This window comes from Thermatribacter velox (assembly GCF_038396615.1).
Taxonomy (GTDB): Bacteria; Atribacterota; Atribacteria; order Atribacterales; family Thermatribacteraceae; genus Thermatribacter; species Thermatribacter velox.
Genome location: NZ_CP121689.1, coordinates 1647139 through 1660759 on the forward strand (window position 1 = coordinate 1647139; position 13621 = coordinate 1660759).

A 13621-nucleotide genomic window follows, 5' to 3' on the forward strand; every position below is an offset into this window, starting at 1 on the left:
CTTTACCTCCGCTTCCCTGTAAAATCCAGAAAAATCGTCAGGAGGTTCAAACCTTGGGTAAAGAAACGTGCAGGACAATAATGCTTGGTAACCAGGCTTTTGCCCGAGGAGCGTATGAAGGGGGAGTGGAGGTCGCTGCCGGATACCCCGGAACCCCCAGCACGGAAATCCTGGAGTTCCTGAGCGAGTACCGCGAAGTCCACTCCCGATGGTGTCCCAACGAAAAGGTGGCCTTTGAAGTGGCCGCAGGAGCCGCAATCGGAGGGAAAAGGGCCCTGGCCACCATGAAGCACGTGGGTCTGAACGTGGCAAGTGACGCACTAATGACCCTCGCCTACACCGGGGTAAACGCTGGTTTTGTATGCATTGTGGCTGACGACCCCGGAATGCACTCTTCCCAAAACGAGCAGGATTCACGCAATTATGCTTTCTTCGCCAAGGTGCCCTGTCTGGAGCCATCAAGTAGCGCTGAAGCGCTGGAATTTGCCCGCCTGGCTTTTGAAATCTCCGAAGAGTTCGACACCCCAGTTTTAATCCGCTCCACCACCCGCATCTCCCACAGTCGGGGCGTGGTCATCCCGGGAGAACGCAAGACCATACCAGTACGGCCTTATGCAAAATGTGCGCCCAAGTACGTGATGATCCCCGCTTACGCCCGCTCCCGGCGTCGCGAGCTTGAGCGGCGCATGGAGCGACTCCGGCAGTGGGTAGAAGAAACACCCCTCAACCGAATGGAACTTCGAGACCCCTCCATCGGGGTGATTACCGGAGGAGTGCTCTACAGCTACCTGCGAGAAGTGGCACCTTCGGTCTCGGTTCTGAAGCTTGGAGTTAGCCACCCGCTACCTCTTGAAAAAATCCGTAAGTTTTCCCAAAAGGTGGAGAAACTCCTAGTGCTTGAAGAGCTTGACCCTATCTGGGAGCGGGAAATCAAGGCTGCTGGGATAACCGTTACCGGTCGAGAGATTTTTCCAGGCATTGGGGAAATAACCCCGGATATCATTGTGGAAGCTCTGTTTCCTGAAAAAAAGAGAGACTACGTAACTTTCGATGAACGCCTGCTCCCCCGCCCACCGGTTCTGTGCGCTGGCTGTCCTCACCGTGGGGTATTCAAGGTGCTCAAGGACCTGGGAGCCACTGTATGCGGAGATATCGGCTGCTACACGCTGGGAACTCTACCTCCACTTTCGGCCATGGATACCTGCATCTGCATGGGGGCATCCATATCGGTAGCTGAGGGAATAAAGCGCGCCCACCCCGAGCTTCCCGTAGTGGCAGTAATTGGAGACTCCACCTTCGTCCACAACGGCATCCCTCCTCTCATTGATGCGGTATACAATAAAACCCCCATCGTGGTCCTCATTCTCGATAACGGAACCACTGCCATGACCGGGGGTCAGGAACACCCGGCAACGGGCAAAACGCTCTCTGGAGAGGAAACCGTTCGCTTAGACTTTCTGGCCCTGGGCAAAGCAATAGGAGTTCCCCGGGTCGAGAAAATCAACGCTTACCACCTCGAGAGGCTGAAGAACGCCCTTCATGAAGCCTTCGAAGCTCCCCATCCCACCCTGCTTGTGGCTGAGGGGCTCTGCCAGCTCAAAAAGAAAATCAGGAACTCTCCCCTGGCCATAGAGGATATGTACTGTCTTCTGTGTGGTCTGTGTGCAAGCATTGGCTGTCCGGCTATTGAAAAAGGAGAAACTATACGCATCGCTTTTGAGCGCTGTGCAGGATGTAGGGTATGTGCTACGCTCTGTCCCTTTGGGGCCATCGAGGAGGTGAACGCCTGATGCGGGGAAGCATCGTTCTCTGCGGCGTGGGCGGAATGGGCATTCTCAGAGCCAGCGAAATCATTGCTGAAGTCCTGCTTCAAAAAGGACTCATGGTCTGTCAATCGGAAGTGCACGGCATGGCCCAGCGGGGAGGAAGCGTGGTCACCTATCTTCGCTTTGGTGAGGAAGCTTACGCACCGCTCCTTCAGCGCGGTGAAGCGGACTTCATGATTGCTTTTGAACAAATGGAAGCTCTGCGCTACATTGCCTACCTCAAAATCGGGGGGACGATAATCCTAAATCCCCTATCCCTTTACCCTCCAGGAACCAGCGCCGCCGAGTACCCCCAGGACATTCCCTCGTTGCTTGAGGAGACTGGTTTTACGCTGATCACTGTTCCGGCTACTGAAATGAGTTTGAAGCTCGGCGACGTGCGTTTCACAAATACCTTTTTGCTTGGAGCTTTCAGCGCTGTTTTCCCGATTCAGGAAGAAAAACTCTGGGAACAGGCAATCATCAAGGTCTTCCGGGGCAAGAAAGAGGAAGAAAACCTCAAAGCGTTCCGGGAAGGAAGAAAGACGGTGCAGTAAACAAAATACACTTACCACACCAGGGAGGTAGAGTGTCCTCGCCTCCCTGGTGTGGTGCCCACATTCAAACCCAGTAGACGTACCACCGGCCGTTCCACTTTTGAAGAGTTGTTTCTTCACCAGCAAGGGACGGACAAGCTTCTTCCTAGCACTCGTCGCTCCCACAGTAAAGACACACGCTTACTCACTCAAGTGTTGCATAAGCAGTATCACCCTGGACGTCCAGACTGCCAAGTTCCACCTTTACTTCACCCATGGTGCAACCCGGAGCCTGAAGCTGAGCTTGGAGCACAGTTGATTCCCCAAGAATGTTTTCAAGGTTATCCCAGAGAGGACTCCAGGGATGAAGATAATTTGCGAGTGCTTCGCGGTCACCGGCAGCAAGAGCGCTGAAGTACCCAGCGATGACTGCCTCTATTTCCTCGCTGGATTCCACTCCTGTTTCTGTTTGAGCCGGAGTCTCTCCCTCATACGTGGCAACACACCCCTGAAAGACCAAAACAAGAAGGCACAGACTCACTGCCAGAGAGCAAATCCTCAGAAATTACCTCACACTATTCACCCCCCTTGGAATAATAGTAAATCAAGAAGGAAACAAGCCATCAAGCCCCAGCTGGTGCTTTTTGAGCGAAGCGCAAGCAAGTGTTGGAAAGGCAGCGAAGGCAAAAATCAGTGTGCAGAAATCCCGGAAAAGCTCCAGCCAAAAAGCTCAGTCAAAAGCCCCCTGCTCAAAAAGGACGAGGAAGATATCGGCCAGTTTGGGGTCAAACTGTTTCCCAGCGTTTCTCCGGAACTCAGCAATGATTTCTTCCCGCTCTAAAGGGTTTTTATAAGAGCGGCCGTAGCGCATGGCGTCATAAGCATCGACAACAGCGATGATGCGTGCCAGAATTGGAATTTCCTCCCCTCGGAGACCCCGGGGATATCCGGTGCCATCGAAGCGCTCATGGTGCGAGTAGACCTCCTCGGCCACCTGAGCAAACTCCGGTGTGGCCAGGAGAATACGATAGCCCACTTCAGGGTGCTTCTTTACCATTTCCCACTCAGAGGGTGTAAGCGGCCCAGGCTTTTTCAAAATCTCTTCCGGAATGGTTATTTTCCCAATATCATGGAGCAGGATGGCCAGCTTCAAGCGGTTCACCTCAGAGTGAGGCAACCCCAATGCTTGGGCCAGGGCAGTTCCTGCTTCCTGCATGCGCAGAACGTGCTGCTTGGTCTCCTGACTCTTTGCCTCCAGAGTTTTAAGCAAAGTGTTGATAATAGTGCTGCGGGTACTCCTGGTTTCAGCCAACTTCTGACGGTACATCTCATCTTCGGCTTTGCGCAAAACCTCGGCTACGCTTTCTCGCTTTCGAGTTTTGGTAGCCACACCCAGGGCCAAAGAGAGCGGCACATCGCACACTCGTGTCCTCTCCAGCGTTTTCTGGATTCGAAGAGCGATTTCCTGAGCCATTTCATAGGTAGTCTGAGGCAGCAAAATCACAAACTCATCCCCACCATAGCGGGCTATGATGTCTTCTTCACGGACAGCGATTTGCAAAACCCGGGCTGCAGACCGGAGAAGCAGGTCACCAACCTGATGCCCGTAGGTGTCATTGACCAGCTTCAGGCCATTAACGTCCACCATAATAACACTGAGGGGAAGCTGCCGGGCCACATCCAGCCTCCGAAACTCTTCCTCTAAGAAGGCACGGTTGTAAAGGCCAGTCAGTGAATCGTGGAAAGAAAGATAGCGTAGTTTTTCTTCCATCTTGCGGGCTTCGGTGATGTCCAGGCCAGCAGCGATAACTTCCTCTATCTGCCCTTGTTCGTTTTTAAGGAGTGTATTGTGCCAGGCGATCAACCGCTCCCTCCCGTAGCGGTCCAGGATGGGATTTTCATAGTACCCGAATTGCTCTATTTCCCCAGCCACCACCCCTTGAAAAACATTTCGGATTTTGTCTCGCAAGCGCTCCGGGATAAAAAAATCAAACCAGTTCTTGCCTAAGATTTCTTCTTGCGGATAGCCCAGGATTTCCGCTCCTTTTTGATTTATAAGCACCACTTCTCCCTGGAGGTTGAGCACCACAAAGATAATGTCGGCAATTCGCAGATACTCCCTCAGTCGGTCCCGCTCTCTGCGCAATGTGCGCTCCATCTCCCGGTATTTGGTGATGTCGATACTGTAGTGGAGATAGGTCTCCCCATCCACGGGTACCCAGCCTGTCTCATAAACCCTTCCTCTAATTTCCACTTCCTCAACAATTGTTTGCTGTTTTTCCAGGGCTTCATCAGCCCGACAAAAAATGCAACGGGCAGAAGCGGGCAAAACTCCAGTTCTCTCGAATTCCTCGCGCTCTTCTTCCGAAAGTGTCTCCGTACCATGAAAAGAAAACCAGCACAGATCGCCTACTTTCGATCCTGCTACATCCCTGGTGACTTTGTTCTGGGCCAAAATACGCCGCTCCCGGTTCAGGAGCAAAACGGAATACGGTATCGCATCAAGGAGCTTTTGCTGCCGTTCCTGAGTTTTCTTTAGCTCGGTAATATCTCGGAAAATGGTAGCGAAGAAACCTCTTCTATCACTGTAGGCGGTAACCTCAAACCAGCGGGAAAGCGGCTCGGAGAAACTCTCAAAGCGCATTGTTTCGCCAGTGAGTGCCACCTGACCATAAGTGCCAATCCAGTCGAAACTCGAACGTTCAATCCCAGGCAAGACTTCGGTCACTCGCCTACCCAGGATTTTTTCTCGCTTCAAGCCGGTGAGTTCCTCAAAAGCAGGGTTAACCTCGAGAAAAAGGTAATCGATGGGCTGTCCCTGTTCATCAAGCACTATCTGGTGATAGGCAAACCCATCGGGAAGATTCTGGATGAGAAGCCGGTAATTTTCGAAAATGGTTTTCTCCAAGCATTTCCACCCCAAAAGCCGCAATTCCTTAGCCTAATGAATAAATTATTTTACCAGCTCGTGCGCTGCATGTCAAAAAAACTCGACACTGAGGAACTTGCTCTTGCAAACAGGGTTTTGCGGGTTTCAGGGCCGCTTGGCTTCGAGAAGTATAAGCCGGAAACAGGGACTCCAGCGTACCTGCTTCCGGCTCTTCAGCTACCCTTTGATGGGAAGTTGGGCACCATCGCGCACAAAAAGCGGTATGCGGGAAAGCGGAGCCTCAACCTCAATCCACTGTCCACCCTGGTAGGTGGTGCCGCTTTCGGCATCACGGAAGCGGGCTCCTTGCGGAAGGTATACTCGCCTCGTGCGCGCCCCCTCTTCAAGGACCGGTGCTACCAGAAGGTCAGGGCCAAACATATACTCATCCTCGATAAGATACGCCTCCCGGTCTTGCGGGAAGTCAAAAAAGAGCGGCCGCATGAAGGGAATTCCTTCTTCGTGGGCTTTCTTCATTCCTTCGGCAATGTAGGGCTTCAAGCGCTCCCGCAAAAAGAGCAATTCTTTGATAATCTCATAAGCTTCTTCGCCAAAGGACCAGACTTCATTGGGGCCTCCAGTGAGTTCCTCTGCCGGGCAGTCGTGGGGCCTTTCAGGATAGGGAAGTCGGAAACCGTGCAGCCTGAAGATGGGACAAAAAACGCCAAACTGGAACCAGCGCACAATCAATTCCCGGAAGGAGGGGTCTTGAGGGTCACCACCGTAAAAGCCCCCGATGTCGGTGGTCCACCAGGGAATGCCGCACACCGCCATGTTAAGCCCGGCCTTGACCTGCTTGCGCAGGGACTCAAAAGTGGAAGGAATGTCTCCCGACCAGACCACAGCCCCTAAGCGCTGGCTCCCCAACCAGGCACAGCGGGCCAGGTTCACTACCTCCTGTTCCCCGGCTTCTTTCAAACCCTGTTCAAAGGCCAAGGCATAGAAGAAAGGATAAATGTTGCTCACTTCCAGGCCGTTACCCAGGAAATAGCGAACGTTATCGTAATCGTAGGAGAAAACGTTGTCGTACTCAAAGCCGGGCATCACCATCTCCGGCTCAGCTTCATCCAGCCAGAACATTTTGATGCCGTAACGGTAGTAGTTCTCTTTCACCTTTTCCCAGATGAATTTGCGGGCTTCAGGGTTGGTAGCATCAAAGATACTGGTGATGCCCCGGAAGGTGAAAAGAACCGGTATTCCGCGCTCGGTGCGCAAAAGAAGACCTTTTTCTACCATTTCCTTGTAGTTTTCGCTGTGAATGTCCACCGTGGGCCAGATGGAGACCATGACCTGAATACCCATCTCGTTAAGCTCTTTTACCATTCCCTCCGGGTCCGGCCAGTAGCGGGGGTCGAACTTCCAGTCTCCCTGGTTGGTCCAGTGGAAAAAGTCAATCACGATGACCGAAAGGGGAAGGCCACGCCGCTTGTATTCTCGGGCTATTTCCAGCAGCTCACTCTGGGTGCGGTAGCGGAGCTTGCACTGCCAGAAACCCAGGGCCCAGTCGGGGATGAGGGGTGGTCTTCCGGTTATTGCCGTATATTTTTTCATTATTTCCTCTGGGGTGTCCCCGGCAATCACCAGATAGTCGATCTGCCGGGTGGCTTCGGCATAAAAGAGAGTGTGATTTTTGGCAAGCTCTGCCCTTCCCACAGCAGGGTTATTCCAGATGAAGCCGTAACCCCGGGAAGAAAGGAGAAAGGGAACGCTTATTTGCGTATTGCGCTGGGCAAGCTCCAAAACGCAACCCTTGAGGTCCAGGCAGTCATTGGCATACTGACCCATGCCGTAGAAGTGCTCTTCAGGGTGGGCTTTGAAGTAAAGTGAGGTGCGGAAAAGCTCTGAACTCCTTGCCTTGTAGATGCGGGCCTTGAGCAGGTCAGCATTTTTGACTCGCCCGTCTATCCAGAGCTCCTCAAGGAGCATCCTTCCATCTTCCCGCAGGTAGCACACGCTGCCCTGGGAGTCTATGCGAGCCGTTACTTTCCCGTTTTTGATGCTTGCCCCCTCTTCGGTTATCTGGATTTCCACCGGGACTTCTTCCTGGGGAAGCAGGGTCCAGTCAAGGGGGTCAATTTTTCCCCGCGCTGAGGAACGAAAACGCAGGCAATCTTTGCCATAGGGCTCAATCCAGATGAGTTCCCCTCCTGAAGTGGCAATCAACTTATTACCTTCTTTTTTAAAAAGCATCAACGTGTATCACCTCCAGCTATTCTTTAAAAGCACCAGCCGTGAGGCCAGCGACAATGGACTTCCCAGCCAAAAGCGCCACCACAAGGGGTGGCACTGCAAAAATCATACTACCTGCCATCAACTTATTCCATTGTACTCCATACTGACCGATGAAGTTGTAAAGGCCAATGCTCATGGGTTGCATGGCCTGGTCTTTCAAAAAAGAGAGAGAAACGATGAAATCCCCCCAGCCCATGATAAGCGTTAAAATGCCTGCTGTAGCGATAGCCGGACTGGAAAGGGGGATGATAATGCTGCGAAAAACGTGCAGAAGGCTTGCACCATCAATAAAGGCAGCCTCCACAAGACCGGTGGGAATGGCCTGCATGTAAGCCCGCAGGATAATGGTTGCAAAGGGGATGGTGAATATTCCAATGCCCAGTATAGCACTGAGATAGTTATTAATGAGAGCAAAATTATTAAAAATGAGAAAAAGAGGAATGATCACCGCTGTTGCAGGGAGCATCTGGGAAAAAGCCAGTAAGAAAAAGGTTGCTTTTCCCCACTTCAAGCGGAACTTGGCCAGAGCAAAAGCTGAAGGCAGTGCCACCGCCAACGTCAAAACCAGGTTTCCCAGAGCAATAATCAGGCTGTTTTTAAGGTACGGGGCAAGAGTAACTAAAGCACTCTTGTAAAAAGCCAGGGTGGGATGGGGAGGAAACCAGTAAGGGGGACGGTGGAAAATTTCAGCAACCGTCTGGAAGCCCCCAATAGCGATGAAGTACAACGGCATAATAATTAGCACGGTTGGAATGAGGGCAATCAAGGTCCATGTCCATTCTTTCCTGCGCTTCTTTTTAGCCAAGGCTTCCTTCCTCCTCTGCTCGAATGGAATTCAAAAGCATGGTGAGACCGGTTATCAAAACCAGCATGATGACCAGCACCGCAGAGGCACGCCCAAAGTGGAACTTGTTGAAAGCCAGAGAATAGGAAAGCGTACTTAAAAGATGCGAAACATCTCCCGGACCTCCCTGGGTGATAATCCAGACCAAGTCGAAAACCTTGACCGTGAAGATGCAACCAAGGGTTAAGGTAGTGATTATGACTGGTCTCAAAAGGGGTATGGTGATAAAAAAGACCCTTTGCCACCAGTTAGCACCATCAATGTCCGCGCTCTCAAAAAGCTCTAAGGGGATGCCTCTCAACCCGGTATAAAGTAGCACAAAGTTAAAGGGAATACCCAACCAGATGTTAGCCATAGTCACTGAAAAGATTGGCCACTGCTGGCTGGTAATCCAGGGAATAGGTTTCTCGATCAAGCCCCAGGACAGGAGAAAGCCGTTAACCATTCCTCGGTCACTGAAAAACCACCTGAAAAAGGAACCACTCACGATGATGGGCAAAACCCAGGGCACCATTATCAAACTCTGCAGTAAGCCCTTCAAGGGAAAAGAGCGGTTGAAAAGCAGGGCCAGCAAAAAACCGATTATGAACTGAAAAAGAAGCGATAAACCGGTGAAAATAAGGGTGTTGGTAAGAGTCCTTTGAAACACAGGGTCCTGAAGAGTCTCAACATAATTGGCAAAACCTGTCCACTGCGACGTGCCCCCTATGTAGGTAATCAGGGTAACGTCCTTCAGGCTGAGCAGAAAGTTGTAAGCCAGAGGATACACGCCAAAAACCCCGACGTATACCAGAGCTGGAACAAGGAAAAGATACGACTTCCACGGGGAAAGCCTCATGAAAACGGCTCCTTTCTTTTCCCCCCGAGGCTGCTAACCCCGGGGGATAAGCGATTATCTGCGTTTATTTGCCCATCGCCTCGTTCAGAAGCTCCCGGGCCATTTTTCTGTACATCTCGTATTCCTCAGGAGAGAAAAGCTCTCGAATGGCCTTCGCTGCTTCTTTAAGTGCTTCCTCAGGAGTAAGCATTTCCGTTAACGCCTTCTGAACCGCCACCCAGACTGTGGAGGAGACATCGGGATATTTATCGATACCACCCACCAGCGGCCTTGGCAAAGCGTACTGAGCCTGTTCCAGGAAGGGTTTAAGAATGGGTCGCTCAGCTAAAATCTTTTCTGCTACCGAAGCCCGGGTGGGCAAACCTCCGTGCTTGATGTTTGCTTGCAGCATGCTTTCAGGAGAAGCCAGAGCTTTCAGGAATTCCCAGGCCAGGTCGTATTTGGCAGGATCGATGTTGCTGCTAATACCAAAACACTCGCCACCAAAAGGAACTACTGGCTTCATACCCTCCTGGGGCACAGGCAGGGTAGCCACTTCCACATCGCCCAGCTCCTGCATCACGTCTTCGGTAAGGTGCCAGCCAAACTCCCAGTTTCCATTTACCATCATGGCCACTTCGGCATTGATGAACCACTGGGTCACATCGCCCTGGCCAGATACGGTCACCACGTCTCTTGGGGTATAGTCGTTTTTAACCAGGTCAGTCAAAAACTGCAATGCCTCAATGGCTTCAGGCTGGTCCAGCTCGAGAAGGCTTCCGCCGTTACTCCACAGGAAGGGCTCAAACTGCCAGGTACCTTCTTCAGAAGCAGTAGCACAAAAAGCGAAGCCGTAAATCCCAAGCGCTTCTTTAATTTTCTTGCACTGCTCTTTGAGTTCCTGCCAGGTCGCTGGAGGCTGGGAAATGCCAGCTTTCTCAAGCAAACCTTTGCGATAAAAGAGAGCCAGGTTGTTGGTGGTAATCTGAAAGGCGTAAATTCTTCCTTCAGAACTGGTAACTTCTCGGTGCCCCCTAAAGAAGTCTTCCCAATTTTCCCAACCCCACTCTTCTACCTTTTCAGTGATATCTTTGTAAGTGCCAGCTTTGATGAGCTGAGGAACCCAGGGATTGTCTGCCATGGTCAGCTCGGGTACCGTCTTGGTCAGGGACTGCTGCAAAATGGTTGGTAGAAGCTGAGCAAAAGGAATATACACGTGGTTTACCTTAACCGTGGGATGGCTCTTTTCAAATTCCACTGCCATTTCATCAATAAACTTTGCCATGCCGCCTGCTGGGTCGAAGTAGTCCTGTACGGTAATGGTAATTTTTTCCTGCGCCAGCACCCAAGAGCCACAAAGCACCAACATAAAAACTATAAGCCCAATCTTCAAGGCCTTCATTTTTATCCTCTCCCCTTTCAGGATTTTAAAATTTAACAATCTCCCAACCTTTCATCTTTTACCAATACCAGTAAACCGAAAGCGGTTATCAACGTAGCTTTAATCTCATTCCCACCTCCTACGAATAATTATGGTATAAACTTAAAAGGGACAGAGGACCATGTTCCCCTAAGCCTTAGAGCTTCAAAAGGAGTCTGTCCCCCGTCCCTAAAGTCCCTATTGGTTGATTTGGCTACCAAGCCACTGTCAAGCGGGAGATAGGACTTGGGACGAAAAACCAAAAATAACTTTTGCGAGGTCTGGCCATGAACAAAAACTCCTGGCAGTATTTCATAGGCATTGATGTTTCCAGGGACAGGTTCACCTATGCAATCATCGATGCTTCTTTGCAGGTGCTCAGTGAAGGTCAACTGCATATGAACTTGGAGGGATTCACTGCCCTCAGCCAGCTTATTAGCTCCTATCCCAACTCCCTGATTGGTGTGGAGTCTACTGGGAGTTACCACCTCAACCTCCTGGCCTTCCTGATTACCAACCAGTACCCGGTGGCACTCATCAACCCCGCCCTCATCAAAAAGTTCTCTCAGAGCATCACCCTGCGCAATACCAAAACTGACCGCATTGATGCCCTCACCATCGCCAGGTTTCTGCTCAAAAACCTGGAAGTGATTCCTCACTTCATCCCTGACAAGCTGGATGACCTGGCTGCCCTGGCCAGGGTGAGGGAAAGCCTCACTCAACAGATTGCCAGAACCAAGACCCAGCTCAAACAACACCTGGTGGTGGTCTTCCCGGAACTGGTGGCTCACCGCAACATCTTCACCGATTTCCTGCTCTCGGTACTTGAAGAATTTCCCACTCCCCATTCGGTTCTCAAAGCCTCCCCAGGCAGAGTGAAGGCTGTCTTCAGAAAGCTCAAAGCAAGAGGAAGAAAACCATCTCTCAGTGCTGAACAGTTCTTGGAACTTGCCAGAGATTCCATCGGTATCTCCACCACCAACTATGCCCTGATCATCAAACATGAAGTGGAGATGCTCCGGTTCCTCAACCAGAAGCTCCAGGAGATTACCAAACAGTTCATCGAGGAAATCCAAAAGAACCAGAAAGACAACTTGGAACTCCTCAAATCCATCAAAGGAGTCAGTGATATCACCTCGGCTCATTTTCTGGCTGCAGTCAAGGATATACACAGGTTTGAAAACCGAAGGAAACTGGCTGCCTATGCAGGTATTGACCCTTCTATCAAACAGTCTGGTTCCCGGTATGCTCGAGGTGGAATCAGCAAGAGGGGCTCTAAGTCTTTGCGGAGATGTCTCTACCTCATGGCAAGTGGAGTTATGCGCTGCAATGAGTACTTTAGAGCTTATTACTTGAAAAAGAGAGGTGAGGGAATGCCCCACAGAAAAGCAATGATTGCCCTCTGTAACAAGCTGTTGAGGGTTATCTTTGCTATGCTCAGGAAAGGTGAAAAATTTGTTCCAGTTACACATTATTTATAGTTGACTCCTTTTTGCCAGAGCAAGGCCTCCCGGTGCTACCCAATCCTCCTGCAGGATTCACCTTCTACCAGGTCGGCTTCCAATACCAGGCTTTTTGGGGCTGGTTTGTCTTCGATAAGGTTAATAAGGTTTTTCGCCGTCTCGTAGCCCAGCTTTCTGGGATAGGTCCTCACCCCGGAAAGGTTAATCCCTAAGAACCTCTTTCCTTCAACCTCAATGTTTCCAAGGAGCGAGACATCCCCAGGCACGGAAAGCCCCAGCCCTTCAAGCACCCGCAAACAGTCGAGGGTAAGGTTGCCGCCGATTGAGAAAATAGCCGTGAAAGAAGAAAGTTTCCGTAAAAAGGCCTTGATTTTGCGTTCTGCTTCTTCGTGCCACATCTCTTCACAAAGGATAAGCTCTTCCCGGAAAGGAAGGCCGGCTTTCCTGAGCGCTCTCTGGTAACCCCGCAACCTCTGCGCGGTGTAAACCCGCTTCAAGGAAAGACCAATAAAAGCTATATCCCGATGTCCCAAGCCGATTAGGTAGTCAACGGCTCTCTCAGCTATTTTCTCCTGGTTGTGGTCCACCCAGTAGATTTCCTCTATCTCCCCGCCTTCTGGTTTACCAATGCTTACAAAAGGAATTGAGGCTTTCTTGAGCACTGCAAAGCGGGAGTCATGGTGAAAAATGTCGCTGACGATTAAGCCGTCAACACTTCGAGTTTTCAGGAGCCGCTCATAGTGAAAATCGGTATCGCAGTTTTTGAAACTGGTGGTAACCAGGAGCTGGTAGCTAAACTCCTCACAGGCCTCAGCCACCCCGGTCAAAAAACCTGGAAAGAAAAAGGAATTAGATAAAAGGCGCAGGGGCATGTGTGGAAAAAGGAGCCCAATGGTCCGGGTGCGCTTCGACTTTAATGCCCGGGCTGCCTGATGGGGAAAATACCCGGACTCTTCGATGATTTTGAGGACTTTCTTTCTGGTTTCTTCGCTCACCTGGTTCGTCTTCCCGTTGAGTACATTGGAGACTGTGGTTTTGGATACTCCTGCTAATCTGGCAATTTCAGCTATGGTTACCACCCGTTTCCCTCCTTCCTGAACCGGTTTACTAAACCGATTAAGTAAAGTATAGAGAAACACTCAGGAATGGCAAGAGGGAGCAAAAATTTTTCAAGAGCCGCCGGTACTCTGAAACTCGGCTTCCCGGGTTCTGAAATTTTCTAATGCTTGCATTGAACCGGTAGCGCCCTGCACCATTGCCTTGAATCAGCTTTGATACAATCAGAGCCGTCTTGGGCTGACAGCGAAGCTGTCACCCTGAAGCGACCGAAATCGTTGATTTCAGTCATTCCGAACTGACAAAAGCGGAGCTTTTGTCATCCTGAACCGGCCTTAATACAATTAAGGCCGTGCTGAATTGACCGAAACCGAAGGTTTCGGTCACGCTGAACCGACACCGGTTTTGTCGGTGTCGCCCTGAATCGGTGTCGGTTTTTTCGACACCGCCCTGAACTGACCGAAATCTTTGATTTCGGTCATGCCGAACTCGTTTCGGCATCCCCTTATTTCGGGGTCT

General features: G+C 51.0%; 10 protein-coding genes. 3 read left to right on the forward strand and 7 right to left on the reverse strand.

Translation table 11 applies throughout. The features are described 5' to 3' along the window. The first annotated feature begins 80 nt into the window (after positions 1-80). Together iorA and QBE54_RS08190 are read left to right on the forward strand one after the other, a co-directional pair. Positions 81-1790 carry an indolepyruvate ferredoxin oxidoreductase subunit alpha gene (gene iorA / locus QBE54_RS08185; RefSeq protein ID WP_369019422.1) on the forward strand — a complete coding sequence of 570 codons (1710 nt, stop codon included), beginning with the start codon at positions 81-83 and terminating at the stop codon, positions 1788-1790. Then, positions 1790-2362: an indolepyruvate oxidoreductase subunit beta gene (locus QBE54_RS08190; RefSeq protein ID WP_369017707.1), complete on the forward strand. Its 573-nt coding sequence runs from the start codon at positions 1790-1792 to the stop codon at positions 2360-2362. The genes iorA and QBE54_RS08190 overlap by 1 nt, the downstream gene beginning before the upstream one ends. 184 nt (positions 2363-2546) lie before the next feature. Here QBE54_RS08190 and QBE54_RS08195 read toward each other — a convergent pair whose 3' ends face one another. From QBE54_RS08195 to QBE54_RS08220, 6 genes are all read right to left on the reverse strand, one after another. Continuing rightward, positions 2547-2798: a nuclear transport factor 2 family protein gene (locus QBE54_RS08195; protein ID WP_369017708.1), complete on the reverse strand. Its 252-nt coding sequence runs from the start codon at positions 2796-2798 to the stop codon at positions 2547-2549. A 273-nt stretch (positions 2799-3071) separates the two neighbouring features. Further along, entirely contained in the window at positions 3072-5249 is a 2178-nt protein-coding gene (locus QBE54_RS08200) for an HD domain-containing phosphohydrolase (protein WP_369017709.1), read from the reverse strand. A gap of 198 nt (positions 5250-5447) precedes the next feature. Then, positions 5448-7460, reverse strand: coding sequence for a TIM-barrel domain-containing protein (locus QBE54_RS08205; protein ID WP_369017710.1), 2013 nt, complete (start codon positions 7458-7460; stop codon positions 5448-5450). Between the two features lie 19 nt (positions 7461-7479). Further along, positions 7480-8307 (reverse strand): carbohydrate ABC transporter permease, encoded by an 828-nt coding sequence (locus QBE54_RS08210; RefSeq protein ID WP_369017711.1) that lies wholly within the window; start codon positions 8305-8307, stop codon positions 7480-7482. Then, entirely contained in the window at positions 8300-9184 is an 885-nt protein-coding gene (locus QBE54_RS08215; RefSeq protein WP_369017712.1) for a carbohydrate ABC transporter permease, read from the reverse strand. Before QBE54_RS08215 ends, QBE54_RS08210 begins: the two co-directional genes overlap by 8 nt. A gap of 64 nt (positions 9185-9248) precedes the next feature. Next, positions 9249-10565: an ABC transporter substrate-binding protein gene (locus QBE54_RS08220; protein ID WP_369017713.1), complete on the reverse strand. Its 1317-nt coding sequence runs from the start codon at positions 10563-10565 to the stop codon at positions 9249-9251. 305 nt (positions 10566-10870) lie between these two features. Between QBE54_RS08220 and QBE54_RS08225 the strand changes: the two genes are divergently transcribed. Continuing rightward, positions 10871-12064: an IS110 family transposase gene (locus QBE54_RS08225; RefSeq protein ID WP_369017714.1), complete on the forward strand. Its 1194-nt coding sequence runs from the start codon at positions 10871-10873 to the stop codon at positions 12062-12064. A gap of 35 nt (positions 12065-12099) precedes the next feature. Here the strand turns inward: QBE54_RS08225 and QBE54_RS08230 are convergent, their stop codons facing one another. After that, complete coding sequence (locus QBE54_RS08230; RefSeq protein WP_369017715.1) at positions 12100-13125, reverse strand: LacI family DNA-binding transcriptional regulator; 1026 nt, start codon at positions 13123-13125, stop codon at positions 12100-12102. Positions 13126-13621: the final 496 nt, after the last annotated feature.